Source organism: Streptococcus oralis subsp. oralis, from assembly GCF_002096435.1.
Taxonomy (GTDB): domain Bacteria; phylum Bacillota; class Bacilli; order Lactobacillales; family Streptococcaceae; genus Streptococcus; species Streptococcus oralis_AA.
On sequence record NZ_NCUI01000025.1, the window covers coordinates 636,300 to 663,081 of the forward strand.

The 26,782-nt window shown below is 40.0% G+C and carries 18 protein-coding genes and 5 pseudogenes; 17 read left to right on the forward strand and 6 right to left on the reverse strand.

All coding sequences use genetic code 11. The features are described from left to right. The first annotated feature begins 234 nt into the window (after positions 1 to 234). The 15 genes and pseudogenes from B7723_RS09380 to B7723_RS10665 all read left to right on the forward strand — a co-directional run. The gene (locus tag B7723_RS09380; protein WP_025168831.1) at positions 235 to 798 is read left to right on the forward strand and encodes an HAD-IA family hydrolase; all 564 of its coding nucleotides are present in this window, start codon (positions 235 to 237) and stop codon (positions 796 to 798) included. Positions 799 to 811: 13 nt separating this feature from the next. Continuing rightward, positions 812 to 2,758: a DNA topoisomerase (ATP-hydrolyzing) subunit B gene (gene gyrB / locus B7723_RS09385; protein ID WP_000134077.1), complete on the forward strand. Its 1,947-nt coding sequence runs from the start codon at positions 812 to 814 to the stop codon at positions 2,756 to 2,758. 80 nt (positions 2,759 to 2,838) lie between these two features. Then, the gene (gene ezrA, locus B7723_RS09390) at positions 2,839 to 4,566 is read left to right on the forward strand and encodes a septation ring formation regulator EzrA (RefSeq protein WP_000064804.1); all 1,728 of its coding nucleotides are present in this window, start codon (positions 2,839 to 2,841) and stop codon (positions 4,564 to 4,566) included. A 102-nt stretch (positions 4,567 to 4,668) separates the two neighbouring features. Continuing rightward, positions 4,669 to 6,060, forward strand: coding sequence for a peptidoglycan-N-acetylglucosamine deacetylase PgdA (gene pgdA, locus B7723_RS09395; RefSeq protein WP_084849415.1), 1,392 nt, complete (start codon positions 4,669 to 4,671; stop codon positions 6,058 to 6,060). Between the two features lie 81 nt (positions 6,061 to 6,141). Continuing rightward, positions 6,142 to 6,984 carry an aldo/keto reductase gene (locus B7723_RS09400; RefSeq protein ID WP_061587562.1) on the forward strand — a complete coding sequence of 281 codons (843 nt, stop codon included), beginning with the start codon at positions 6,142 to 6,144 and terminating at the stop codon, positions 6,982 to 6,984. 289 nt (positions 6,985 to 7,273) lie between these two features. After that, positions 7,274 to 11,785 (forward strand): S8 family serine peptidase, encoded by a 4,512-nt coding sequence (locus tag B7723_RS09405; RefSeq protein ID WP_084849414.1) that lies wholly within the window; start codon positions 7,274 to 7,276, stop codon positions 11,783 to 11,785. Between the two features lie 316 nt (positions 11,786 to 12,101). Then, positions 12,102 to 12,473: a GFA family protein gene (locus B7723_RS09415; RefSeq protein WP_000912017.1), complete on the forward strand. Its 372-nt coding sequence runs from the start codon at positions 12,102 to 12,104 to the stop codon at positions 12,471 to 12,473. A gap of 35 nt (positions 12,474 to 12,508) precedes the next feature. Further along, complete coding sequence (glyQ, locus tag B7723_RS09420; protein WP_000038733.1) at positions 12,509 to 13,426, forward strand: glycine--tRNA ligase subunit alpha; 918 nt, start codon at positions 12,509 to 12,511, stop codon at positions 13,424 to 13,426. A 211-nt stretch (positions 13,427 to 13,637) separates the two neighbouring features. Next, on the forward strand, positions 13,638 to 15,674 hold the full coding sequence (gene glyS, locus B7723_RS09425; RefSeq protein ID WP_084849413.1) for a glycine--tRNA ligase subunit beta: 2,037 nt from the start codon (positions 13,638 to 13,640) through the stop codon (positions 15,672 to 15,674). Between the two features lie 41 nt (positions 15,675 to 15,715). Then, positions 15,716 to 15,973 carry a DUF896 family protein gene (locus B7723_RS09430; protein ID WP_084849412.1) on the forward strand — a complete coding sequence of 86 codons (258 nt, stop codon included), beginning with the start codon at positions 15,716 to 15,718 and terminating at the stop codon, positions 15,971 to 15,973. Between the two features lie 282 nt (positions 15,974 to 16,255). Then, positions 16,256 to 16,366: pseudogene (locus B7723_RS09435) on the forward strand (SAM-dependent methyltransferase); the annotation flags it as partial. Between the two features lie 239 nt (positions 16,367 to 16,605). Next, positions 16,606 to 17,202, forward strand: a complete 597-nt coding sequence (locus tag B7723_RS09440) for a TetR/AcrR family transcriptional regulator (protein WP_084849411.1) — start codon at positions 16,606 to 16,608, stop codon at positions 17,200 to 17,202. Further along, positions 17,202 to 18,155, forward strand: a complete 954-nt coding sequence (locus tag B7723_RS09445) for an ABC transporter ATP-binding protein (RefSeq protein ID WP_084849410.1) — start codon at positions 17,202 to 17,204, stop codon at positions 18,153 to 18,155. The genes B7723_RS09440 and B7723_RS09445 overlap by 1 nt, the downstream gene beginning before the upstream one ends. Next, entirely contained in the window at positions 18,142 to 18,918 is a 777-nt protein-coding gene (locus tag B7723_RS09450; protein ID WP_084849409.1) for an ABC transporter permease, read from the forward strand. Before B7723_RS09445 ends, B7723_RS09450 begins: the two co-directional genes overlap by 14 nt. A 100-nt stretch (positions 18,919 to 19,018) precedes the next feature. Continuing rightward, positions 19,019 to 19,179 (forward strand): annotated as a pseudogene (locus B7723_RS10665) (IS200/IS605 family transposase); the annotation flags it as partial. Between the two features lie 29 nt (positions 19,180 to 19,208). Here the strand turns inward: B7723_RS10665 and B7723_RS09460 are convergent. Together B7723_RS09460 and B7723_RS09465 are read right to left on the reverse strand one after the other, a co-directional pair. After that, positions 19,209 to 19,412 (reverse strand): annotated as a pseudogene (locus B7723_RS09460) (beta-carotene 15,15'-monooxygenase); the annotation flags it as partial. A gap of 50 nt (positions 19,413 to 19,462) precedes the next feature. Then, positions 19,463 to 20,257 carry an ABC transporter ATP-binding protein gene (locus tag B7723_RS09465; RefSeq protein WP_084849407.1) on the reverse strand — a complete coding sequence of 265 codons (795 nt, stop codon included), beginning with the start codon at positions 20,255 to 20,257 and terminating at the stop codon, positions 19,463 to 19,465. Positions 20,258 to 20,397: 140 nt separating this feature from the next. Between B7723_RS09465 and B7723_RS09470 the strand changes: the two are divergent. Then, a pseudogene (locus B7723_RS09470) lies at positions 20,398 to 20,582 on the forward strand (AI-2E family transporter); the annotation flags it as partial. On the opposite strand, the pseudogene B7723_RS09475 reads toward B7723_RS09470, so the two are convergent. The 4 genes and pseudogenes from B7723_RS09475 to B7723_RS09490 form a co-directional block, all read right to left on the reverse strand. Next, a pseudogene (locus tag B7723_RS09475) lies at positions 20,534 to 22,072 on the reverse strand (IS1182 family transposase). The pseudogenes B7723_RS09470 and B7723_RS09475 overlap by 49 nt on opposite strands. A gap of 126 nt (positions 22,073 to 22,198) precedes the next feature. Beyond that, positions 22,199 to 23,443 carry an NAD(P)H-dependent oxidoreductase gene (locus B7723_RS09480; RefSeq protein WP_000673672.1) on the reverse strand — a complete coding sequence of 415 codons (1,245 nt, stop codon included), beginning with the start codon at positions 23,441 to 23,443 and terminating at the stop codon, positions 22,199 to 22,201. 17 nt (positions 23,444 to 23,460) lie between these two features. Further along, on the reverse strand, positions 23,461 to 24,066 hold the full coding sequence (locus B7723_RS09485; protein ID WP_084849406.1) for an NADPH-dependent FMN reductase: 606 nt from the start codon (positions 24,064 to 24,066) through the stop codon (positions 23,461 to 23,463). An 18-nt stretch (positions 24,067 to 24,084) separates the two neighbouring features. Next, entirely contained in the window at positions 24,085 to 25,014 is a 930-nt protein-coding gene (locus B7723_RS09490) for an FAD:protein FMN transferase (protein WP_084849536.1), read from the reverse strand. Between the two features lie 307 nt (positions 25,015 to 25,321). On the opposite strand from B7723_RS09490, the gene nox reads away from it, so the two are divergent. Beyond that, positions 25,322 to 26,701 (forward strand): H2O-forming NADH oxidase, encoded by a 1,380-nt coding sequence (gene nox, locus B7723_RS09495; protein WP_084849405.1) that lies wholly within the window; start codon positions 25,322 to 25,324, stop codon positions 26,699 to 26,701. Positions 26,702 to 26,782: the final 81 nt, after the last annotated feature.

Sequence of the window (26,782 nt, forward strand, 5' to 3'; positions counted from 1 at the left end):
TTTGAAAATCCAAAAGCGTTTCGTTTGTGAACAATGACGCGGTTGTTAGTAGTTTCTATTCTTTAATTTGTATATTTGAGATAAGAAAGATTTTGCTTGATTATTTATAGAGGAGCTATTCTTCACAAAAAGGCTCCATAGATGCAATAGTGTTTTACTCTCTATATAAATTATAGAGCCGAAAAATCTAGGAAATCATCGCTTTTTTCATAAAAAAATGGTATAATGAAGGGTATGAAATATCACGACTATATATGGGATTTAGGTGGTACCCTATTGGATAATTATGAGACTTCTACTGCAGCCTTTGTAGAAACCTTAGCCCAATACGGAATAGAGCAAGAACACGACCGAGTCTACGAAGCTTTGAAGGTTTCGACAGCTTTTGCCATCGAGAAGTTTGCACCAGATATCGAGGATTTTTTAGAGAACTATAAAGAAAATGAAGCGCGTGAGCTAGAACATCCAGTTTTGTTTGAGGGAATTCCAGAATTACTCAAAGACGTTTCGGACAAGGGTGGTCGCCATTTCTTGGTTTCTCATCGAAATGACCAAGTTCTAGAACTTCTTGCTAAGACCCAGATAGCGAACTACTTCACCGAGGTGGTGACTGCCAGTTCTGGCTTTAAACGAAAACCAGATCCTGAGTCCATGATTTATTTACGTGATAAATATCATATTACATCTGGTTTGGTCATTGGTGACAGAAATATAGATGTAGAAGCAGGTAAAGCTGCTGGCTTAGATGCCTATCTTTTTAATAACGTTGCGACATTGAGACAAGCAATAGACATGTAAGAAAAGGGAAAAAATGACAGAAGAAATCAAAAATCAACAGGCACAGGATTATGATGCCAGTCAAATTCAAGTTTTGGAGGGACTTGAAGCTGTTCGTATGCGTCCAGGTATGTATATTGGATCGACTTCAAAAGAAGGTCTTCACCATCTAGTATGGGAAATCGTTGATAACTCAATTGACGAAGCCCTAGCTGGATTTGCCAGTCACATCCAAGTCTTTATAGAGCCAGATAACTCCATCACCGTAGTGGATGATGGGCGTGGAATTCCTGTTGATATTCAGGAAAAGACAGGACGTCCCGCTGTTGAGACCGTCTTTACAGTTCTTCACGCTGGAGGAAAATTCGGCGGTGGCGGTTACAAGGTTTCAGGTGGATTGCACGGTGTAGGTTCATCAGTAGTAAACGCTCTTTCAACGCAACTAGATGTTCATGTCCACAAAAATGGTAAGATTCATTACCAAGAATACCGTCGTGGTCATGTTGTTGCTGATCTTGAGGTGGTTGGAGATACGGATAAAACGGGAACAACAGTTCACTTCACACCAGATCCAGAGATTTTTACAGAAACAACAACTTTTGACTTTGAAAAATTAAACAAACGTATTCAAGAACTAGCCTTTTTGAATCGAGGCCTTCGAATCTCCATCACAGATAGGCGTGAAGGTCTCGAACAGACTAAACATTACCACTATGAGGGTGGGATTGCTAGCTACGTTGAATATATCAACGAGAACAAGGATGTGATCTTTGATACACCAATCTACACAGACGGTGAGATGGATGATATCACAGTTGAAGTAGCCATGCAGTACACAACCGGTTACCACGAAAACGTTATGAGTTTCGCCAATAACATTCACACCCATGAAGGTGGAACACATGAGCAAGGTTTCCGTACAGCTCTGACGCGTGTTATCAATGATTATGCCCGCAAGAATAAGCTACTAAAAGACAATGAAGATAACCTAACAGGAGAAGATGTCCGTGAAGGTTTGACAGCAGTTATCTCAGTTAAGCATCCAAACCCGCAGTTTGAAGGACAAACCAAGACCAAACTGGGGAATAGTGAAGTAGTCAAGATTACCAATCGCCTCTTCAGCGATGCCTTCTCTGATTTCCTTATGGAAAATCCACAGATCGCCAAGCGTATCGTGGAAAAAGGGATCTTGGCTGCCAAGGCTCGTGTAGCTGCCAAGCGTGCGCGTGAAGTCACACGCAAGAAATCTGGTTTGGAAATTTCCAATTTGCCAGGAAAACTAGCAGACTGTTCTTCAAACAACCCAGCTGAAACCGAACTCTTCATCGTCGAAGGAGACTCAGCTGGTGGATCAGCCAAATCTGGTCGTAACCGTGAGTTCCAGGCTATCCTTCCAATTCGTGGTAAGATCTTGAACGTTGAAAAAGCTAGCATGGATAAAATCCTTGCAAACGAAGAAATTCGAAGTCTTTTCACAGCCATGGGAACAGGATTTGGTGCAGAATTTGATGTCACTAAGGCTCGTTACCAAAAACTCGTTTTGATGACCGATGCCGATGTTGATGGAGCCCACATTCGAACTCTCCTGCTAACCTTGATTTACCGCTACATGAAACCAATCTTAGAGGCTGGTTATGTCTATATTGCCCAACCACCGATTTATGGGGTTAAAGTGGGAAGTGAGATCAAAGAATACATTCAACCTGGTGCAGATCAAGAAATTAAACTCCAAGAAGCCTTAGCACGTCATAGTGAAGGGCGTTCAAAACCAACCATCCAACGTTATAAAGGTTTGGGAGAAATGGATGACCACCAATTGTGGGAAACAACCATGGATCCTGAACATCGCTTGATGGCGCGTGTTTCGGTAGATGATGCTGCCGAAGCAGATAAAATCTTTGATATGTTGATGGGGGATCGAGTAGAACCTCGTCGCGAATTTATCGAAGAAAACGCTGTTTACAGTACACTTGACGTCTAAAAAATGTGGGAAATAGTTCCCTTGGTTTAAAAAATATGATATAATCATTACGATTGTTTCTAGTATAAAAGGAGTTTGATATGTCTAATGGACAACTAATTTATCTAATGGTTGCGATTGCAGTCATTCTGATCTTAGCTTATGTAACAGCTATCTTTTTACGTAAGCGTAATGTAAGCAGATTAACGGCCCTTGAAGAAAGAAAAGAAGAACTCTACAACCTTCCTGTAAATGATGAGGTTGAAGCCGTTAAAAACATGCACTTGATTGGTCAAAGTCAGGTGACCTTCCGTGAATGGAACCAAAAATGGGTTGATTTATCTCTGAATTCATTTGCTGATATTGAAAATCACCTCTTTGAAGCTGAAAGCTACAATAATTCTTTCCGTTTTTTCAAAGCTGCTCACAAGATTGATCAAATTGAAAGCCAAATTGGCTTGATTGAAGAAGATATTGCAGCTATTCGCAATGCCCTTTCTGAACTTGAAAAACAAGAATCTAAGAATAGTGGCCGTGTCCTTCATGCTTTGGACTTGTTTGAATCCCTTCAACATACTGTTGCAGAAGATTCGGAGAAATATGGGAAAGCCCTTCCTGAGATTGAGAAACAATTGGAAAACATCCAATCTGAATTCTCTCAATTTGTTACCCTAAATTCATCAGGTGACCCGGTTGAAGCGGCAGCAATTCTTGATTCAACTGAAAATCATATTCTCGCTTTGACACACATCGTTGAGCGAATTCCAGCTCTTGTTGAAACCTTGACAAAAGAACTGCCAGAACAATTAGCAGATTTGGAAGAAGGCTATCGCAAGCTGTTGGATGCCAACTACCACTTTACAGAAACAGATATCGAGTCTCGTTTCCAACTTTTGCATGAGTCTTTGAAAAATAATCAAGAAAATATTCGTCAGTTGGAATTGGACAATGCAGAGTATGAAAATAATCGCATCCAAGAAGAAATCAACGCACTTTATGATATCTTCACTCGTGAAATTGCAGCTCAAAAAGTGGTTGAAAGTCTTCTTGCTACATTACCAACTTATCTCAACCACTTGAAAGAAAATAATCAGGTGCTTGTTCAGGACCTTGAACGCTTGACTAAAACCTACCTTCTTCCTGAAAGTGATGGCAATCATGTTCGTCGTCTTCAAGCAGAATTGGCTGCACTTGATACAGCTATCTTAGAGGTAACAGAAGACCAAGGCGAGCCAACTCAAGCCTTCTCTGTTCTTGAAGAACAGTTGGAAATGCTTCAAAGCAACCTCAAGGATATAGAGGATGAGCAAATCTCTGTTAGCGAACGACTTGCGCAAATTGAAAAAGACGACCTCAATGCTCGCCAAAAAGCAAATGTCTATGTGAACCGTTTGCATACTATCAAACGTTACATGGAGAAGAGAAACTTGCCAGGTATTCCTCAAAGTTTCTTGAAACTTTTCTTTACTGCAAGTCATAACACAGAAGATTTGATGGCAGAGTTAGAACAACCACAAGTGAATATTGAATCGGTTAAACGAATTCTTGAAGTCGCAACAAATGATATGGAAGCACTTGAAACAGAAACCTATGATATCGTTCAATATGCAACCTTGACTGAGCAACTACTCCAATACTCAAACCGTTACCGTTCATTTGATGAGCGTATCCAAGAGGCCTTCAACGAAGCGCTTGAAATTTTTGAAAAAGAGTTTGACTACCAGGCGTCATTTGAAAAAATTTCACAAGCCTTGGAAGTTGCTGAACCAGGAGTCACAAACCGTTTTGTAACTTCATATGAGAAAACACGTGAAACGATTCGTTTCTAAACGAGAAGCTTAGATATTTCTAAGCTTTTTTATTTTTCTAAAAAGAAATCAGAATTCTTGTTTATCATTGAAATAATAGCCTCGATTTGATATGATGGAAATATGAAAAAAAATAGAGCGAAACGTGTTTCTCACGATAAAACGAGAAGGCTATTGCTTTCCCTTGTTGGAATCTTAGGAATTGCTACGATTCTATTAGGAAGTGCTATTGGTTATAAGCTACTACAAAAGCAATCTTACGAACAAAAAATTGAAGCGCTGAAGAGCGAAAAGGACCAGCAATTCAACTCAGGTAGTCAGAAGGACCATTTTCGAAAAGGTCAAGCTGAGGTGATTGCCTACTATCCTCTACAAGGAGAGGAAGTCATTGCGTCTGTTAGAGAAAAAATCAACCAGGATATCAAAGAAAAGCTGGAAGATAAAGAGGACTTGGTCTTTTATTATACCGAGCAGTTGGATCCTGTCTTAAAGGGAGTTGTTGCTCGTAATATCAGCAAGCAAGTCTACGATTTGTCTGCATCAAAGGTTGAAGAAAAAGAAAAGACTTCCTTAGGGAAAATTTTCTTGACCGAAGATGGGAAAGATTTTGACCTCAGTAAACTCTTCAAAGATGCAAGCAAGGCTAAGGAACTCTTACTGACTCAAATCAAATCAACTCTAGAAGATAAGAAACTTGATCAGGCAAAAATTGATCAAGTTATAAAGAGCTTCACAGACCAAGAATTGACATCTTGGAGCTTTGATTATAAGGATAGTCAAATCATCCTTTATCCTGCTAATGCTGGAGAGACTGTTGAGGAAATTGCTTTGCCCATATCCAGTTTCTTTGATGTCATTGAGTCTTCTTATCTATTAGAAAAGGATGCTGAACTCTACCAAGCATACTTTGCTAAGAAAAATAAAAAAGTTGTAGCCTTGACTTTTGACGATGGTCCAAATCCAACTACAACCACGCAGGCTTTGGATACTTTAGCTAAATATGGTGTAAAAGCAACCTTCTTTGTACTTGGTAAAAACATTGCAGGTAATGAAAATCTTCTAAAACGAATGAAATCAGAAGGTCATGTTGTAGGAAACCACAGCTGGAGTCATCCCGTTCTTTCACAACTTTCGCTCGAAGATGCTAAAAAGCAAATCACTGATACAGAAGATTTGTTAACTCAAGTTTTAGGATCAAGCTCTAAACTGATGCGCCCACCTTATGGTGCCATCACTGATGATATTCGAAACGGCCTTGATTTAAGCTTCATCATGTGGGACGTGGATAGTTTGGACTGGAAGAGTAAAAACGAGACAGCCATTTTGACAGAGATTCAACGTCAGGTTCGCAATGGTTCCATCATCCTCATGCATGATATTCATGGTCCTTCGGTTAATTCTCTACCAAGTGTCATTGAGTATTTAAAGGGTGAAGGGTATACATTTGTGACGGTTCCTGAATTGCTCAATTCTCGCTTGAAAGCTCACGAGATCTATTACGATCGTGATCAATAATTGTTAAAATCTAAAGGGGCAAGTGTTCTGATAATCAGGATTTTGTTTCTTTAGATTTTCTTCACATAGAAAGGAAAAACGATGAAATCTTACAACCTTAATAATGGAGTTTCAATTCCTGTACTAGGATTTGGAACATGGAAAGCTGAAAATGGAGAGGTAGCCTACCAAGCCGTTTTAGAAGCCTTAAAGGCTGGCTATCGTCATATCGATACTGCAGCTATCTATAAAAATGAGGAAAGTGTTGGTCGTGCTATTCGAGATAGCGGTCTTCCACGACAAGAAATCTTTGTAACGACCAAACTCTGGAATACCAATCACAGCTATGATGAAGCTCGCCAAGCATTTGAAGAATCAATGGAAAAACTGGGATTGGATTATCTAGATTTGTACCTTATCCATTGGCCAAATCCAAAACCTTTAAGAGAAAATGACGAATGGAAAACTCGCAATGCTGAAGTCTGGAGAGCGATGGAGGACCTTTACCAAGAAGGAAAAATCCGTGCTATCGGCGTTAGTAATTTCCTTCCCCATCATTTGGATGCCTTGCTTGAGACAGCAAGAATTATCCCGGCGGTCAATCAGGTACGCTTGGCTCCAGGAGTTTATCAAGAGGAAGTGGTTGACTACTGTAAAGAGAAAGGAATTCTCTTAGAGGCATGGGGACCATTTGGGCAAGGGGAGTTGTTTGAACAGAAAGAAGTCCAAAAAATTGCTGCGAAGCATGGGAAAACAGTGGCTCAAATTGCCTTGGCTTGGAGTTTGGCAGAAGGATTTTTACCCCTACCTAAGTCCGTGACAGCCTCTCGCATCCAGAGCAATCTTGACTGTTTTGGAATTGAACTCAGCAAAGACGAGCGAGAAGTCTTAAAGACAATTTCAGTGACTTCGGGCGCACCTCGTGTGGATGAGATGGATTTTTAATTTTTAAAATCGATTTATATCGAATTAACAAAGACTAGGAATTTTAAATCCTAGTCTTTTTATGTATAAAAAATCTAAATTGTTTGTATAATGAAATAATTTTATGGATTGAAATATAGGAACGAACTTAGAAAATATTGGTTTGATAGAGCAAATAACACGAATGATAAAATTAAACAAGTAAAATATATACGTAAATATTACATTTTTGTGACAATTCAGATTTTTATGAAAATTTATGATTATTTGCGTTATAATAGGTATACTTTAAAGAAAAAGGAGATTATTTATGAATAGACGACAACGTTTTTCATTACGGAAATACAAATTTGGTCTTGCTTCAGTTTTATTGGGAACTGCTTTGGTTTTTGGAGCAAGTCAAGTCAGTGCCAACGAGCAGAGTACAGGTGAAAATCAAGCCCAAACTCAGGCAATCAAGACAGAGCTAAAAGACGATAAACACTCAAACTCTTCTACTGACCAAACCAATACTAATGGGATAGCACCAGTAGTTGGAGAGAAACAAGAAGTTGAAACTTCTAAAGAGGATGCTAGTAAACAAGATGCTAAGGTAGATGCTCCGGTTGATAAAACTGCTGAAGCCCAAGAATCAGGAAAAGATAGCGCAGTTGCAAAAGAAGAAAATCAAGGTGTCGTTCAAAAAGAAACAACAGTCGATACCAGTACAGCGCCTGCTACTGAGAAGGCTTCTAACATAGAGAACAAAGAGGCTCAAGCAACGACAGCTCCTAAAACTACTGGAGAAACGGCAACTACTGAAAAAGAACAAGAAAAAGCTGAGTCTGCAAAACCCAATAGTCTTTCAAGCAATGATATCATCACAGTACCAAAAACTTGGAAGGCTGGTTACAAGGGGACGGGGACCGTTGTTGCCATTATTGACTCTGGGCTTGATTTGAATCATGAGGTTCTTCGAATTTCGGATCCGTCAAAAGCAAAATTTAAAAACAAGGAAGCCATCGAAGCAGCTAAAAAGGCTGCTGGAATCGACTACGGTAAATGGTATAGTAATAAGGTTGTCTATGCCTATGACTACTTTGACGGAACAGATAAGATCAAAGAAGCAGAAAGAACTTCTCATGGGATGCACGTAACAGGGATTGCAGCTGGAAACCCTGATAAAGAAGCACCAAATGGTGAAAAGGTCTATGGTGTTGCGCCAGAAGCCCAAGTCATGTTTATGCGTGTCTTTTCAGATCGCCAAAAAACGACAAGTTCGGCTCTATATGTAAAGGCGATTGATGATGCAGTTGCCTTAGGAGCAGATGCCATTAATATGAGTTTGGGATCTAGCACTGGTTCTATGGTGGATGCTAGTTCCGATATTGTGGATGCCATCAAACGGGCTCGTGCCAAGGGAGTATCTGTTCTTATCTCAGCAGGAAATAGCAATACATTCGGAAATGGTTATTCAAAACCGCTAGCCGAAAATCCAGACTATGGCTTAGTTGGAAATCCATCCACTGTTGAAGACTCAATTTCAGTTGCTTCTGTCAACAACAAAACATTGACAACAGCCGTTTTTGAAGTTAAAGGTCTAGAGGGAAATGCCGGCCTTCATAACGGAAAATTTGATTATAATCAACCTGAAGCAGATAAGGACTTTGAAAAAGGAAAAGAGTACGAATACGTCGAAGCAGGGTTAGGTCATGAAGAAGACTTTGCGAAGTTGGATTTAACTGGGAAACTTGCCCTCATTCAGCGTGGAGCCATGAACTTTTCAGAGAAGATCAAAAATGCACGAAAACACGGTGCAGTTGGTGCATTGATCTACAATAATGTAGAGGGCGCAAACATCAATATGGCTATTGATGATGAAGCAAAGAAAATTCCTTCTGTATTTATTTCTAAACAGTATGGTGAAGCCTTAAAATCAGGAAACTACAAGATTGTTTTTAATGACAAGATGGATAATCGCCCTTCTGATGTAGCCAATCAGCTATCTGACTTTTCAAGTTGGGGAGTGACTACCGATGGACAATTGAAACCGGATGTGACAGCTCCTGGTGGCAATATCTACTCATCCTTTAATGACAATACCTACGGTAGTATCAGCGGAACCAGTATGGCGGCTCCTCACGTTACAGGTGTTGCAGTTCTGGTTAAGGAATACCTTCAAAAACACCATCCAGAATTGACTCCTGAGCAAGTATCAGAGACTGTCAAGGCCTTGATCATGTCAACTGCAAAACCACATGTTAATAAGGAAACAGGCGCTTATACCTCTCCTCGTCAGCAAGGTTCTGGTATTGTGGACACAGCTGCTGCAGTGTCAACAGACCTCTATGTAACGGGTGAAAATGGTTATCCAAGTGTGACTTTGGGAAATGTTGGAGACCAATTTACTTTTAAGGTTACTGTGCACAACATTTCAGATACTGACCGCACTCTCAAGATGGTAGTGAATACAAATACAGACGAGGTCCAAGATGGAAAATTCACCCTTCGACCGCGAAAATTAACAGAGACAGTCTGGCCTGAAGTGACGGTCAAAGCCCACAGCAGTCAAACAGTCACTGTTAAAGTGGATGCTCGAAAATTTGCTGCTGAACTCAGCAAACAAATGCCAAATGGCTATTTCCTTGAAGGGTTTGTTCGATTTGTAGATCCAGCAGATGATGGGGATGTTGTGAGTCTTGCATTTATGGGCTTCCGAGGTGAATTCCAAAATCTTCCTGCTGTCGAAAAACCAATTTACAACCTTGTTCGAGAAGGGAAAAACGGATTTTACACGGAAGTAGACAAGGAAAATCCTGCCGTTAACTACTCTAATGATGCTACTTATCTAGCTACCTTGCAAAATGACCTTCTAGTGTCTAAAGGTCAACGCCAAGGACGCCGAATTACTGTTCTTGGGATTGAACAAAATGCTGAAGGTAAGCATGTTCTTCAGTTGGACGAAAAAGGGAATGTCCGTATTGCCATTTCTCCAAATGATGATGGAAACAAAGACCTAGTTGAATACAAAACGGTTGCTTTGAGAAATCTTGTAAATCTTCGGGCTACAGTTTATGCGGCTACGGATACTAAGCATGAACATCCTATTTGGGAGGGCGATGCAAAGGATCTTCGTAAGAATTATTTTGATGGTGACAGTAGAAATCTGAAGAGTTATATTCTAGATAATACCGCTTGGAGAGGTCAGGATTTTGATGGCAATACTGTTGCAGATGGTTTATATGACTATGTTATTAGTTACACACCAGATGTTCCAGGAGCCAAAGAACAATACACGACCTTCAAAATTCAGATTGATACTCAAAAACCTGTCATCACAAGTGGTTATATTCGCTTTAAAGATGGAAATCAAGAATTCGTAGCTCGAAAACCAAAAGATGTGGGTCAAGGCGGTATCCTTTCAGAAAAAGTCTTCTATATCACACCATTTGATCAGAAAGGGACCATGGTTCTAACTGGGAAAGACCAGTCTGGAACTCGTGCGCTTGAGAACACCCATCTGATTAAGGCCAATGCTGACGGTAGTTATACACTTCCTAAGAATGTTGACAAGGCTAATATTTACTATCTTGTTGAGGACTATGCAGGAAATGTAGACTATATCTCACTTGCTGAACTTGTCCGCGATCAAAATAGTGGTCGAGTGAAAATTGCCTTGAAGGATGCAAAAACAAACCAGGATATTGATACCCTCTACGTCTATCGAATCAAAAATAGCAAGGGACAATATGTTGATGTTGACAAGACAAAAGCGATTCATTTCTTACAGTTTGGTCATTATACAGCAGAAATTTTCAGTTATGACCGAACAGAATTAAAATTTATCAGTGCTTTGTCCCAAGAGTTTGACTTGACGGAAGAAAATAGTTTCCAAACCATTACCTTCCTAGCAAATCTCCTAGAATATGCACCGGTATCTGTTTCCTTCAACCAAGCAGTTCCAAAGACGACTACAGTGGTTCTGAAAGGAGAAGATGGGACAAGTATCACTCTTCCTGCTGAAAAATACGGTCAATACGCCTTTGGTAAGAAAGTTGCTACAGGTCGTTATACTGTACAAGTCACCTTGCCAACTGGATATGAACTCCTTGAAGATCTCGTTTCCTTGCTCGTGAAGCCAGGTCGAAATAATGCTTTGCGTCTATCTGTTGTGTCTAAGTTGGCCTTGATTGCTGCGGTAAATCAACAAAAAGAACTGGTAGAAACGTCTCGTTACTTTAATAGTAGTGCAGATAAGAGAAAAGCTTATGACCAAGCTTTCCAAGTGGCACAGTCAGCCTTGTCAAGCAAGTTGAAGCAAGAATTGATTGATGGCGTTCTCGCTAGTCTTGAGGCTGCTGGTAAAGCTTTGGATGGAAAAGATTCGAACGTTACAGCCTTGAAAGAAGCTATGAAAGCTTACTACGCAACGACTAAAACTGGACGATATGCGAATGCCAAAGAAAAAGTACGTCGAGCTTATGATCGTGCCTTCCAAGAAATCGCCTTACTAGCTGTGGACCCTAGAGTCAAACAGGATCAAATTGACCAATCTCTCATTGCCCTAGCAACAGCTAAAAGTAAATTGAATGGCAAAGCTACAGACTTCTCTAGTCTGAAGAAACTGGTCAAGGATGAACGTCTTTTCCAAGAAAAGAACGCGAGATTTATCTATGCAGACAAGAAAGAAAAAGCAGCTTATCTTTTAACTTTTAAAGAGGCACAGGAACTCCTTAAAGATCCAGGAGCGAGCCAAGAAGATGTCAAAGATGCCATTACAGCCTTGAAACAAGCCAAGAGAAATCTACATGGCAAAAAAACAAAAGCGAAAAGACATCCTTAAACAGGACTTTCTGAAGCTTTACTGATAAATGAGTCTGGAACTTTGTTTTCAGACTCATTTTTGGTTTACACTAGCTAGAAAATCTGCTATAATACTAGCTAGGAAAGAAAGTCTTAGGGCGTTCTTCAGCGAGCTTGGGGTAGTGGGAGCCAAGTAGAACAAGGTAAGAAACTGGCGCTTTCTGTCGTATTTTTAAAAACAATGAAGTAATAAATTAGGGTGGAACCGCGTTTCTGACGCCCCTAGTCGCAAGGCTTGGGTGTTGAAATTCGGTTCTTTTTGAATTTCGTCTAATGCCTAAGTAGAAAGGAGCATAATGCTTAAAGGATCTTGTTTATGCAAAGCAGTGACCTACACTTTAGATGAGGAATTGTCGGAATTAGTTTTTTGCCACTGCTCATTCTGTCGGAAAGCAACTGCGTCTGCCTATACAGTGAATGCCAAAGTTAGCAGTAAAAATCTAGTATTGCATGGAAAAGAACAGTTGGTTACCTATAGTTCATCTCCAGGAAAACAACGCTATTACTGTCAGAACTGTCATAGTCAAATTTTCACTGCTCAAGAAAATATACCAGAAGTCTGTGCTTTGAAACTAGGTACAATAGACGAATGCGATCAGAATTTACAAACTGTTCCCAAACGTCATATTTTTCAGGATCCAGCTTTTTCTTGGTTACTTGATGAATAAAGCTAAAAAGATAATATAAATTAAAGGAGTAAACAATGTCTAAGAAATTAACATTTCAAGAAATTATTTTGACTTTGCAACAATTTTGGAATGACCAAGGTTGTATGCTCATGCAGGCTTATGATAATGAAAAAGGTGCGGGAACTATGAGTCCTTACACTTTCCTTCGTGCTATCGGGCCTGAGCCATGGAATGCGGCTTATGTGGAGCCATCACGTCGTCCTGCTGACGGTCGTTACGGGGAAAACCCTAACCGTCTATATCAACACCATCAATTCCAAGTGGTTATGAAGCCTTCTCCATCAAATATTCAGGAACTTTACCTTGAGTCTTTGGAAAAATTGGGTATCAATCCATTGGAACACGATATCCGTTTCGTTGAGGACAACTGGGAAAATCCATCGACTGGTTCAGCTGGTCTCGGTTGGGAAGTGTGGCTTGATGGGATGGAAATCACTCAGTTCACTTATTTCCAACAAGTTGGTGGATTAGCAACTGGACCTGTGACTGCGGAAGTTACCTATGGTTTGGAACGTTTGGCTTCTTACATTCAAGAAGTGGACTCTGTCTATGATATCGAGTGGGCTGATGGTGTAAAATACGGAGAAATCTTTATCCAGCCTGAGTATGAGCATTCAAAATATTCATTTGAAATTTCGGACCAAGAAATGTTGCTGGAAAACTTTGATAAGTTTGAAAAGGAAGCTGGTCGTGCATTAGAAGAAGGCTTGGTTCACCCTGCCTATGACTATGTTCTCAAATGTTCACATACCTTTAACCTACTTGATGCACGTGGTGCCGTATCCGTAACAGAGCGTGCTGGCTATATCGCTCGTATCCGTAACCTGGCTCGTGTCGTAGCTAAAACCTTTGTCGCAGAACGCAAACGCCTAGGTTACCCACTTTTGGATGAAGCAACACGAGCTAAACTCCTAGCAGAAGACGCAGAATAAAGAGAGCGACAGTTTACGAAAATGGGCGAACAGAGTGAGCCTTGAGCCAGTTGCCGTAGTGATGAAGGTATCCTTAGTGAAGCTAAGGATACTAGGCAAAATTGGAGACTTTCGGCTCCAATTTTAGCAATGAAACAACGAAGTTGGTTGCTTGCGTGCCAATCACATAAGGCAAACTGGAAAATAAAAAGATACTTTTCGGAGAAAAAACATGACAAAAAACTTATTAGTAGAACTCGGTCTTGAAGAGTTACCAGCCTACGTAGTAACTCCAAGCGAAAAACAACTAGGTGAAAAAATGGCAGCCTTCCTCAAGGAAAACCGCCTGTCTTTTGAAGCCATTAAAACCTTCTCAACACCACGTCGTTTGGCTGTTCGTGTGACTGGTCTTGCAGACAAACAGTCTGATTTGACAGAAGATTTCAAGGGTCCAGCTAAGAAAATTGCCTTGGATAGCGATGGCAACTTTACCAAAGCGGCTCAAGGATTTGTCCGTGGGAAAGGCCTGACGGTTGAAGATATTGAATTCCGTGAAATCAAGGGTGAAGAATATGTCTATGTTACCAAGGAAGAAGTGGGTAAACCAGTTGAAGCCATTGTTCCTGGTGTTGTAGATGTCTTAAAATCCCTAACTTTCCCTGTCAGCATGCACTGGGCTAACAACACCTTTGAATACATCCGCCCTGTACATACTTTGACAGTTCTCTTGGACGAGCAAGAGTTTGCCTTGGATTTCCTTGACATCAAGGGCGGTCGTGTAAGCCGCGGTCATCGTTTCTTGGGACAAGAAACCAAGATTCAGTCAGCATTGAGTTACGAAGAAGACCTTCGTGCTCAGTTTGTAATCGCGGATCCTCGTGAACGTGAGCAAATGATTGTTGATCAAATCAAAGCAATCGAAGCTGAGCATGGTGTACGCATCGAAATTGATGCTGATTTGCTCAATGAAGTCTTGAACTTGGTTGAATACCCAACTGCCTTTATGGGAAGTTTTGATGCAAAATACCTTGAAGTTCCAGAAGAAGTTTTGGTAACTTCGATGAAAGAACACCAACGTTACTTTGTTGTTCGTGATCAAGACGGTAAACTCTTGCCAAACTTCATTTCAGTCCGTAACGGAAACGCAGAGCGTTTGGAAAATGTTATCAAGGGTAATGAAAAAGTCTTAGTTGCTCGTTTGGAAGACGGTGAATTCTTCTGGCGTGAAGACCAAAAATTGGTCATTTCAGATCTTGTTGAAAAATTGAACCATGTGACTTTCCATGAGAAGATTGGTTCCCTTCGTGAACACATGATTCGTACAGGTCAGATTGCCATTCTCTTGGCAGAAAAAGCTGGTTTGTCAGTGGATGAAACAGTTGACCTAGCTCGTGCAGCAGCTATTTACAAGTTTGACTTGTTGACGGGTATGGTTGGTGAGTTTGATGAGCTCCAAGGTATTATGGGTGAAAAATATGCCCTTCTTGCTGGTGAAACTCCAGCAGTTGCGGCTGCTATTCGTGAACACTACATGCCGACAGCTGCCGAAGGCGAACTTCCAGAGAGTAAGGTAGGAGCCATTCTAGCCATTGCAGACAAATTGGATACGATTTTGAGTTTCTTCTCAGTAGGTTTGATTCCATCAGGTTCTAATGACCCTTATGCCCTTCGTCGTGCGACCCAAGGTGTGGTTCGTATCTTGGATGCCTTTGGTTGGCACATTGCTATGGATGAGCTGATCGATAGCCTTTACAGTTTGAAATTTGATAGCTTGACTTATGCAAATAAAGCAGAAGTCATGGACTTTATCAAGGCTCGTGTTGATAAGATGATGGGTTCTACTCCAAAAGATATCAAGGAAGCAGTTCTTGCAAGTTCAAACTTTGTTGTGGCAGATATGCTGGAAGTAGCAAGTGCTCTTGTCGAAGCAAGTAAGAAAGAAGACTTCAAACCATCTGTCGAATCCCTCTCTCGTGCTTTCAACTTGGCTGAAAAAGCCGAAGGAACTGATACTGTTGATCCTGCTCTCTTTGAGAATGAAGAAGAGAAAGCCTTGGCAGAAGCCGTAGAATCACTTGTTTTGTCAGGGACTGTAAGTCAGCAATTAGAACAACTCTTTGCGCTTAGCCCAGTTATTGATGCTTTCTTTGAAAATACCATGGTAATGGCTGAAGATCAGACTGTTCGACAAAATCGTTTGGCTATCTTGTCGCAACTAACCAAGAAAGCAGCTAAGCTCGCACGTTTTAACCAAATCAATACTAAATAAACTCAGTCAAACGGACTGTATCTTATCACAAAGGAGAAGAAATGGATCTGAAAAAAATCGCTCGCATCAACGAGCTTGCCAAAAAGAAAAAAACAGAAGGCTTAACTTCTGCTGAAAAAGTAGAACAAGCTAAACTTCGTGAGGAGTATATCGAAGGCTATCGTCGTTCTGTTCGCCACCATATTGAAGGAATTAAAATTGTGGACGAGGAAGGAAATGATGTCACACCAGAAAAACTACGCCAAGTACAACGTGAAAAAGGGTTACACGGCCGTAGTATAGATGATCCTAACTCATAAAACGAAATGGGGTTGTAGATGATTTACATTCCCCTTTTCTGTTGTAATAAAAAAGAGTCTGGGACAAAAGTCTAATCTTCAATATAAAAAGCGAACAAAACGAGTTATCTGACACTCAGAATTCTGTCTTGTTCGCTTTTTTGCTCTAATCTATCGATTTTAAAAATTTATAATAAGGAATTCCTAAAATCAAAATCTTTTTGTCTCAGACTCTTTGTTTTAAATGAAGTAGTAAACTGCCAGCGGTTTGGCAGAAGCTTGCTTGAACAATGCTCAGCTAATCTTAGTTACCTGCCTCAGCGGGACTTCACTGTTGCCCTCTACAAGACCATCAATCAGATTAACAATCCATCTTTCTTGGTCATGATTGAGAAATTGAGAGAAGGAACTTGAGATACAATAAGGATACAGAGAGAAAAGCCAGACAATAGGAGCTTTCAGTACTGTATCCTTATTTTTTAAATTGTGAAACTCAAATAAATAGGTCTAAAAGAAAAGAATTAAGGTGTGTGTAAATTTAAAGTCTTATATTTTCTTACAAAGAAGATATAAGACTTTTGACATTTTTCATTTTATATGATAATCTATGACTGTAAAATCAAAAAACATCACAGAGTTTTTAGGAGGAAGTTATGGCTACTGCTTTTACTGCTGAAGAGAAAGAAGTAATTAGAAAGAAATTACATAAAGTTGCAAAGGAATGCCTTCAAAGATATGGGATTAAGAAAACCACAGTTGACCAGATGGCAGTAATGGTAGATATTTCCAAAGGTTCTTTTTATAATTTTTATTCCTCAAAAGAAATGTTATTTTTTGCGGTCTTAGAAGAATATCAAATAGATGTTATGGATCGCCTGACAGAACAATTAGGTATGGAAACCAAGATAGATACAAATCGTCTGGTACAGTTACTTTATGATTTTTATCAAGATTTTCGCTATTCATTTATGTATACCATATTTAAAAATCATGAAATGGAATTACTCGTAAGAAAATTACCAAAAGAGGCGATAACAAATCATCATCTGATAGATGATAGGATGGTTAAAAAAATTGTATCCCGAATCAACATTAGAGAAAATGTATCGGTAGAAATCGTCTCTGCTTTATTTAGAACGATTGCTATGACTATTCTACACATCGAGGAAATCGGCGAAAAACAATTTGATACCACATTGAAGTTAGTCATACAAGGAATTGTGGAGCAAATTACTAAGGAGGATAGGTAATGGTGAAAGAAGCAATTAGAACCGCAAACCTTTCTAAAAGATATGGAACAAAAAATGTTGTCAACAACTTGAATCTATCAATAAAAAGTGGTGAAATAGTAGGTTTTTTAGGACTAAATGGTGCAGGGAAAACAACGACGATGAGAATGATGCTAGGATTGATAAAATCTACATCAGGAGAATGTTATATCCAAGGAAAAAAGTTAGATCTGAGTAATTTAGAACTTCGAAATGAAATAGGTTATATTATTGAGACACCTTATTCTTATCCAGACTTAACTGTGAGAGAAAATTTAGAAATCGTTAGTAAATTAAGAGGGGTTAATAAAGATAATATTGACTGGGTAATTGAAAAATTAAAACTAAAGCAATATGAACATAAACAGGAGAAGCATCTTTCTTTAGGAAATGTTGCGCGTTTAGGAATTGCAAAAGCGATTATTCATAAACCTAAAATCCTAATTCTTGATGAGCCAACAAATGGATTAGACCCTTTTGGAGTTATTGAAGTGAGAGAGCTGTTAAAGGAATTGGCAAATAATCTAGGTACAACTGTTCTTATTTCAAGTCATAATCTGGAAGAAATATCTAAAATTGCTACTAGAATAGTCATTATACATGAGGGCAGACTTATAAGAGAAGTTGAAAGCAATGAATTAGAACAGTACTTAGAAAAGAAGTTACTAGTAAGTGGCTCTAATAATAAGGCAATGAAAGAAGTGTTATCTAACCATGGCTATCAGGTAAACATTCAATCAGACACAGAAAATAATATCCATTTCTTAGAATTAACTGATAGAAAATCTGTGGAATGCCCGGAAGATATTGCCACATTGCTAGTCCATGCAGGGTGTCCACCCAAATCGCTGGCTGTTGAAAAAGAAGATTTAGAGCATTATTTTTTAAGAATACTGAATGAATATAATGGAGGAATCTCGAATGAAAAAGCTTAGTTCCTGTATTTTAATTGAATGGAGAAAGTTAATAAAATCAAAACTTTCCATCGTAACTGCTTGTTCTATCTGTTTAGTTCCTTTTATTGTTGGGTTATTTGCAACTATGATGAAATATCCAGAGAATTTCAAAAATCTTGGTTTGATTTCTGCAAAAATGGAAATGATGAGGATAACAGACTGGTCGTCGTACTTAATGACTGTATCACAAGTCATTTCTGTTGGGGGATTGCTCATTTTTGGATTTACAGCATCTTGGGTTTTTGGCAGAGAATATTCTGATAAAACGATGATAGACCTATTAGCGCTCCCGATAAGAAGAGATACAATCGTATTATCCAAGTTTATCGTTATCGCTTTGTGGAGCTATATTCTATCAATTTTTGCACTTTTATTGGGATTGTTGGCTGGCAATCTAATTGGACTTGATGGTGGGAACTTAACGGTGATTTTCAAAGGTATACTTACTTTTGGTTTTTGTACTACTCTTACAATCATACTCTCTACTCCAGTAGCTTTTTTTGCTTGTTTAGGCCGGGGCTATTTGTCACCATTGGCATTTATTATTTTTACTATTATTTTTTCTCAGCTTGGTTCTGCTCTTAACTTTGGGAAGTATATTCCATGGGCGATTCCTGCACTCGCAAGTGGTATTGCAGGAAAAGCACTATTAAATTTTGGGAGCATTGTCAGTTTATTTGGGGTAAGTATTCTAGGTCTTATCGCAACAATAGCTTGGTGGAGATATGCTGATTACGATTAAAATGAAGTGATGAAAATGCTAATAACACAAAACTAAGTCTTATTCATTTCCATTCAAAACAACCCCTCCTGTTCAGATTGAAAAACAAGAGGGGTTATATTATGACAATCGAAAGTTTTGGGCGAGAGGAGACTATGTTAGTACCGTGGGCCTAAATGAAAAGATAGTTTCTAAATATATACGCGATTGGGAAAAAATGATCTTGTCTTTGATAAGTTAAGTGTCAAAGCGTTCTCAGATGGCAGTTTTAGAACAAGGTAAAATCTCGTTACGGGCATCAGTCAAGTGAAGGACAAAATCCAAAAAAGATGCTTGGTCTGAACTTTTTCTAGCAGGGGCCGGATTAAAAAGAGGCTGAGGAGAAAGAGCGGGAGGATAGGATAGAAATACCAAAGATTACTGATGAATTGGACCCCTTCAGCAATCCTCAAAGGGATGTAAGTGTGGGATAGCAGACTCTGTCCAGATAGGAAAGGCAAGACAATCGCAGTCATGGTCAGAATTAGAAACTAGCCCAGGTTGAAGATAGTGTTAGAAAATTGCTTCATGAGGACCTGTTCTCCATCTTGATGAAATAACGGTCTTCTCCCAGCTCAATCAGCTCGACTGGCTGAGGATAGAAGCGATCCATGACCTCTTTTTGAAGTATGTCTCCTTTAGGACCTTGGGCAATAATTTCAGCTTCTTTTAGGAGTAGGACATGATCCATAGCAGCAGTGATTTCCTCAACATGGTGGGTGACATAGAGGATAGTTGGAGCGTTCTCCATCTGTGTAATCTTACCAATCTGATCCAGCAGGCGCTCGCGAGCAAAGAGATCCAGACCGCTGGTCGCTTCATCTAAGATAAGCAGTTCTGGCTTTTCCATGAGACTGCGCGCAATCAGCAAGAGCTGCTTTTCCCCTTGAGAGAGACTGATGTAGCTCCGGCCAATCAAATCTTGTCCGCCAAGAGAGACCAGCATTTCCCTAGCTTGATCCAGCTCTGCTTGCCCGTAAGGAGCATAGAGAATACTGCTTTTATACTTACCTGTCAGGACGATTTCTTCGGCAATGAGATGGCTAGGCAGGCGTTCAGCAATGAAGGAGCCAACTACTCCAATCTTAGTTCGCAGCTGAGGAATATCGCCAGCGCCAAATTCCGTACCCAGAACCGTCACCTTGCCCTTGGTCTTCCAATGTTCAGCCATAAGCAGGCGCAGGAGAGTAGTCTTTCCAGAACCGTTGAGACCGAGAATGGCCCAATGCTCCCCCTTTTTCACCTGCCAGTTGAGATCCTTTAAGATGGTTCGGCCTTGTTTAGCCAAGCTTACATTTTCTAGTTTGATAATCTTTTCCATTTTTACTCTCTTTCGTTAAATCTCCTTTATTATAACAAAATTTAGGAAAAAATAACCGATAGGAGGAGGTAGATGTTTTATAAAAGTAAGCTGATGTAGGTCCTTTTGCTAATGATTATCTTCTTTATCTGATGTTAGATGAGGTCCATCCTATTACCATCAGGGTGCTCTTGCTCTTATCCAGCAATATCCATTGCATGCTGGGGATGATTGTGGCATCCCGACTCATTTTATCCTCAAAGAAATCGCCAAGTTCTTGGTAGATCGCTATGATAATCACAAGGAAACCCAGCAGAAGAAGAAGGAAGAGCTTGGAATCGATTGATTCCAGAGTCTCGATACCAAAAATAAGACGGAAGAAGGGTCTTCCGTCTTAGATTGAAGACAAACATTCCAAATGGTGTTTGCTTTTTCTGTTTGTCAGGCTAAAATTCCATCTTTTGATAGAATAATGGTCATTTGAACAAAATAAAAAGGCTTGTCCACCCTCATTTTTACTAGTTTTTTGAGATTCAAACACGCTAAAGTAAGCCCAATCTTATCTTCCATCTTGGACTTGCCTTTCTTTCTTGTATAACGAAGGTTGTGGTATTCTTTGGCAAGTCCCAAAGAGTCGCTCAATTGTTTCTTTGCGCTTCTTATAAAGCTCCTTCATCCCTCTTTGGTGTCGAATCTCTTCACAATATTCAAGTTCGTCTTTCCATACATGTCTTGTGATGACTTTCTGCTGATTCTGGCTCTGGGTACAAACGGATAATAGGGGACAGGCGATACATACTTTTGGATCACTCTTATACTCACGATAGCCTGCTCGGGTCGTCGTGCGATAGGCTAATACTTGGTTCTCTGGACAGAGGTAACAGTCATAGAAGGCATCATAAACAAAATCACCGGGTCTTAAGTTCCCCCTTACTCCCTTGGGGCGGGTATAGGGGAAGACAGGGATAATGTTTCGCTGTAATAAATAATGGGCAATAGCTGGGGTCTTATAGCCTGATTCCGCAATAATGTAGCGTGGGGAGAAAGCTTCTAACTTTGAAAAAAGGGCAGGGAAAGCCTGACTGTCGTGTACATTTCCTGCTTCAACACTATAAGCCAAGGCCCAACCATGCTTATCACACGCTACTTGGGCAGAATAGGCAAATACTTCCTTGTGTTCCCCCTTGTGGAACCAACCACTCTCAGGATCTGTCCTTGAGATTTTCTTTTCCTTAGCCTCGCTTTCTTTTGCGGGCTTTAAGGACTTTTTTCGTGTTTTCTCCTATCTACATCAATCTCAACTTCCAATTGCTCACTCATAAATTTAGCTTGTTGGGCAACCATTTCCTTATGATACTTGTGACTGTTAGCTGCAGCTTTGATATGGGTACCATCCACAAATATTTCCGAAGGATCCATTAAACCAGCAAATAAAGCTTGATGGAGTACTTGTAAAAATATCTCGGTAATCAGTTCTTTATCTTGAAAGCGACGACTGTAATTCTTTCCATATGTGGTAAAATGAGGCACCTTGTCATCCAAGCTTAGTCCAAGAAACCAACGATAGGCTACGTTTACTTCAATGTCTTTAATGGTTTGGCGCATGGAGCGAATGCCATAAAAGCATTGAATCAAAGGAATTTTGACTAACATGACGGGATCGAGACTAGGACGACCATTATCTGGACTATAGGTATCTTCAACTAAGTCATAGATAAAGTCAAAATCAACCTCTGATTCCACTTGGCGAAGAAAGTGATCTCTTGGGACCAATTCGTCTATCGTATAGAAGCCATATTGGCAGCGATGATAATCTGGTTTTTCTTTGTGAAACATAGTTAGCACCTCACAACTTTTCTTACCTCTATGATACAACTTTACAAAAAGAAAAGCCCTTAGAAAAGTGTCTTCTAAGGACTTTGTATTCGATCTGAAAGGAGCAAATGGCTCCTTTTTAGTTTCTTAGTTGCTTGCACCAGAAGTAGCATCAGCGTCACCACCGTGGCCTCCAGCATCACCTGAATCAGAAGCGCCAGAAGTAGCATCGGCGTCTCCATGACCTCCAGCTGCAGGAGCAAATGGTCCGCTACCACCCACCAAACGTTGCCCCGTTTCTTTTAGGTACCAGTCAAGCCATGGCTGGAAGTTAAAGACGATTTCATTGATTCCAGCATATGATCCATCAGGATAGTACATTGCTTGGTAGTTGTGAGTGTTGATAACACCTGCAGGAGAACCTGGAACGATCGTGCGGACGTATTCTTGGTTTCCGTTGCGAAGTGTTCCGATAACCCACTCTACGTTCTTCATACGTGCTGGTGGAAGAGAACCATGAACAGTCGACATACGGCTACCTGATTGAGGCGGTACACGTTTTGCAAACATGGTGTCTGGATCTTGGTGAGCGTTGTTGTAGTAGAGGAATTGGTTGTTGTCATCAGCGTATGTCAATTCAAATGGCATAGCTTTCAAGAACATATCGATTTGGTTAACTGTAAGGATACCGTGGTCCAATTTGACATAGGTATCACCAGAAACAGCTCCAGTGATTGCTGCAACTTTTTCTACCCATTCTGGATCGTCAGGATCAACTTCTGTGATAGTTGTAGCGATTGGTTTTCCACAATCCAAATCTTCTGGTTCGATTGGTTTTGGTTTTTTCAATTTCGAAACGACTCCTACGTATTTTACAAAGTTATCTAAGCAAGTTTCAAGGAATTTAACAGTTCCTTCGTTGGTGATATTTCCGTTGTTATCAAAAGCTTCCTTAGCTTTACCAAGAAGGAATTCATTTCCTGGAAGCGTGTAGGCATTAACACCTGGAGCATCAAGGATTTTACGAAGGTGAACTTGGGCACGTGATGTTCCTTGGTCATAGTATGATGCACCAACAATCATAACAGGCTTGTTTTCAAATGGATGAACTTCGTATGAAAGCCATTCAAGTACAGATTTGAGAGAAGCTGAGATAGTGTGGTTGTGCTCAGGAGTGGCGATAATGACACCATCAGCACGTGTAATCTTGTTATACAAGAAACGCAATTGGAAACTTTCGTCCCATTTTTCGTCTTGGTTAAACATTGGAACTTCGTCGATTTCAAGAACTTCTAATTCAAATTTGAATTTGAAATTGCGACGGATAAATTCCAAGAGTTTGCGGTTATATGATTGATCGTAGTTTGATCCAACAAGTCCAACAAATTTCATTCTTTCGGTCTCCTATCTTACAAATTTTCCCAGTCAAATTCTTCTGCATCTTTGCGAAGCAATTCTTGTGCATTGCGCAATTTTTCAGTAATTTTCACAAAGATACGGAAGTCATCAAAGATGGCATCCAATTTTTTGATGACATCAAGGTCAACCAAGTCACCACTTGGGTTAAATGCTTGAAGAGAGTGTGAGAGCAAGAATTCATCTGGAAGAACATTTGCCTTGATTTCAGGAGCATTCAAGATTTGACGAAGTTGCAATTGGGCACGAGATGAACCAAGTGTACCGTAAGAAGCACCAGTGATCATGATTGGTTTGTTCAAAAGTGGGTAGATACCGTAAGATAGCCAAGCAAGAGCGCTCATCAATACCGCAGGGATAGAGTGGTCGTACTCAGGAGTACCGATAATCACACCATCAGCCTCTTCAATTTTAGCTGCAATATCAAGAATTTCAGCTGGAAGTTGCTTATCTGCTGGTTTGTTGAAAACAGGGATATCCTTGATTTCAACGAGTTCAATTTCAGCTTTATCAGCAAAGTGTTTTTGCATGTATTGGAGCAATTGGCGGTTTGTAGAACGTTTAGAGTTCGTTCCAACAATGGCAATAAGTTTTAGCATGAGATTTCCTTTCTCTTTTTACATAATACAATTTTGAAGGCCTGAAGAACATGCAAGGCGTCCCTCTTTGTCGATGAGGATGGCTTCAATACCATCTATACTTTCGACTTGCCAGAGGATAGAAGCGCTTCGTTCTCCGAAAAGGCGCGTTGTCCAAATCTCACCATCAACGGATTTATCAGAGATAATCGTTAGGCTAGCGAGATCGGTTTCGACAGGGAATCCTGTCTCACTATCAAAGATATGATGATAGTCTTTTCCATCTACTGTCAGGTGGCGTTCATAGATACCTGAAGTTACAACGGATTTGTTAGAAGCAGGAATGGTTAGGAGATGATTGCCACGAGGATTTCGCGGATCTTGAATCCCAATCTGCCAGGCTTTCCCTTCTTTGGCTTGGTTGTTCCCGATGGTGAGGATATTTCCTCCGAGATTGATCAGGGCAGAGGTGACACCGTGTTCTTTCAAATACTGGGCAACCTTATCTGCACTATAGCCCTTAGCTAAACAACCTAAATCAAGCTTCATTCCTTTCTTCTCTAAAAATACAGTAGAGCTAGTCGGATCCAACTTGATAAAATGCGGGTCAACTAGAGGCAAGACAGCTTCGATTTCTTTAGAGTCTGGAAGCCGTGCATCTGCAAATCCGATTCGCCAGGTTTGAATCAAGGGGCCAATGCTGATGTTTAGATGGCTAGATGGAGCTAGGCTATGCTCAAGTCCAAGAGCAATCAGTTCAAATAGCTCAGGATGAACCTTAACAGGTGCGATCCCGGCCTGGTAGTTGATTTCCATCAGTTCGGATTCTTGACTGTTGGCGTTGAAGCGGTATTCGAGCTCCTTGAGCAAATCAAAGGCTCCTTGAAGTAGGCAATCAGCCTGTTCATCTACTAATGAAATCGTGATAGTTGTTCCCATTAGCCGTTCAGAACGTGAATGAAGAGGCAAGCTACCAGCTCCTTTCTCTTTATAGGAAATCATTCAATATAAGTTGGTTAAAGAAAAATTAAACCCCTTACATTTTCTTTCCATGTATCTAGCATATCATAAAGTCAGCGTTTTCACAAATGAATTTTGACAAAAAGTCAAGAAATATGCTCAAAATTAATATGAAAACGATAGAAAAATTAGATTTATCAATGTTAAGTGTATTTTTTTCTGAAAAAAAGAGAATTCTGAGCAAATACCTTGTAAACGCTAACAGTAAATGATATACTAGAAAGGTAAATCAAAAATTAAAGGTAGGAATTTTTCTATGAGTAAAATCGTTGTAGTTGGTGCTAACCACGCTGGTACAGCTTGTATTAATACCATGTTGGACAACTTCGGACATGAGAACGAAATCGTAGTATTTGACCAAAACTCAAATATTTCATTCCTTGGTTGTGGAATGGCGCTTTGGATCGGGGAACAAATTGATGGCCCAGAAGGTCTCTTCTACTCTGATAAAGAAAAATTGGAAGCAAAAGGTGCTAAAGTTTACATGAACTCACCAGTTCTTTCAATTGACTACGATAACAAAGTTGTGACTGCAGAAGTTGAAGGAAAAGAGCACAAAGAGTCTTATGATAAATTGATCTTTGCAACTGGTTCAACTCCAATCTTGCCTCCAATCGAAGGTGTAGAAATCGTTAAAGGCAACCGCGAATTCAAAGCAACTCTTGAAAATGTACAATTTGTTAAATTGTACCAAAACGCTGAAGAAGTTATTGAAAAACTTGAAGACAAGAGCAAACACCTTGAGCGCATTGCCGTTGTTGGTGGTGGTTACATCGGTGTTGAACTTGCAGAGGCCTTTGAGCGTCTTGGAAAAGAAGTGGTACTTGTCGATATCGTAGACACAGTCTTGAACGGCTACTATGATAAAGACTTCACTCAAATGATGGCGAAGAACTTGGAAGACCACAACATCCGCTTGGCTCTTGGTCAAACAGTTAAAGCCATCCAAGGTGATGGAAAAGTTGAACGCTTGGTAACAGACAAAGAAACATTTGATGTGGATATGGTGGTTCTTGCTGTTGGTTTCCGTCCAAACACAGCTCTTGCTGACGGTAAGATTGAACTCTTCCGCAACGGTGCCTTCCTCGTAGATAAGAAACAAGAAACATCTATCCCAGGTGTATACGCTGTTGGTGACTGTGCAACTGTTTATGACAATGCTCGTAAAGACACTAGTTACATCGCACTTGCTTCTAACGCTGTACGTACTGGTATCGTTGGTGCTTACAATGCTTGTGGCCATGAATTGGAAGGAATCGGAGTTCAAGGATCAAACGGTATTTCAATCTACGGTCTTCACATGGTTTCAACTGGTTTGACTCTTGAAAAAGCCAAAGCTGCGGGCTATAATGCAACTGAAACAGGCTTTAACGATCTTCAAAAACCAGAATTTATCAAACATGACAATCACGAAGTTGCCATCAAGATTGTCTTTGATAAAGACAGCCGCGAAATCCTTGGTGCACAAATGGTTTCACATGATATTTCAATCAGTATGGGAATCCACATGTTCTCACTTGCTATCCAAGAGCATGTAACCATTGATAAATTGGCTTTGACAGACCTATTCTTCTTGCCACATTTCAACAAACCATACAACTACATCACAATGGCTGCACTTACAGCTGAAAAATAAAAATTGATGAACTATCTGGCCTTAACTGAAGGTCAGATAGTTTTTTATGTTAGTGTACCCGGACAATTATTGTTTTTCTAT

Excerpts from the sequence above, each read along its gene's own strand:
- B7723_RS09380 (WP_025168831.1), top strand. The coding sequence starts at position 235 with ATGAAATATCACGACTATATATGGGATTTAGGTGGTACCCTATTGGAT.
- gyrB (WP_000134077.1), top strand. The coding sequence starts at position 812 with ATGACAGAAGAAATCAAAAATCAACAGGCACAGGATTATGATGCCAGT.
- ezrA (WP_000064804.1), top strand. The coding sequence starts at position 2,839 with ATGTCTAATGGACAACTAATTTATCTAATGGTTGCGATTGCAGTCATT.
- pgdA (WP_084849415.1), top strand. The coding sequence starts at position 4,669 with ATGAAAAAAAATAGAGCGAAACGTGTTTCTCACGATAAAACGAGAAGG.
- B7723_RS09400 (WP_061587562.1), top strand. The coding sequence starts at position 6,142 with ATGAAATCTTACAACCTTAATAATGGAGTTTCAATTCCTGTACTAGGA.
- B7723_RS09405 (WP_084849414.1), top strand. The coding sequence starts at position 7,274 with ATGAATAGACGACAACGTTTTTCATTACGGAAATACAAATTTGGTCTT.
- B7723_RS09415 (WP_000912017.1), top strand. The coding sequence starts at position 12,102 with ATGCTTAAAGGATCTTGTTTATGCAAAGCAGTGACCTACACTTTAGAT.
- glyQ (WP_000038733.1), top strand. The coding sequence starts at position 12,509 with ATGTCTAAGAAATTAACATTTCAAGAAATTATTTTGACTTTGCAACAA.
- glyS (WP_084849413.1), top strand. The coding sequence starts at position 13,638 with ATGACAAAAAACTTATTAGTAGAACTCGGTCTTGAAGAGTTACCAGCC.
- B7723_RS09430 (WP_084849412.1), top strand. The coding sequence starts at position 15,716 with ATGGATCTGAAAAAAATCGCTCGCATCAACGAGCTTGCCAAAAAGAAA.
- B7723_RS09440 (WP_084849411.1), top strand. The coding sequence starts at position 16,606 with ATGGCTACTGCTTTTACTGCTGAAGAGAAAGAAGTAATTAGAAAGAAA.
- B7723_RS09445 (WP_084849410.1), top strand. The coding sequence starts at position 17,202 with ATGGTGAAAGAAGCAATTAGAACCGCAAACCTTTCTAAAAGATATGGA.
- B7723_RS09450 (WP_084849409.1), top strand. The coding sequence starts at position 18,142 with ATGAAAAAGCTTAGTTCCTGTATTTTAATTGAATGGAGAAAGTTAATA.
- B7723_RS09465 (WP_084849407.1), bottom strand. The coding sequence starts at position 20,257 with ATGGAAAAGATTATCAAACTAGAAAATGTAAGCTTGGCTAAACAAGGC.
- B7723_RS09480 (WP_000673672.1), bottom strand. The coding sequence starts at position 23,443 with ATGAAATTTGTTGGACTTGTTGGATCAAACTACGATCAATCATATAAC.
- B7723_RS09485 (WP_084849406.1), bottom strand. The coding sequence starts at position 24,066 with ATGCTAAAACTTATTGCCATTGTTGGAACGAACTCTAAACGTTCTACA.
- nox (WP_084849405.1), top strand. The coding sequence starts at position 25,322 with ATGAGTAAAATCGTTGTAGTTGGTGCTAACCACGCTGGTACAGCTTGT.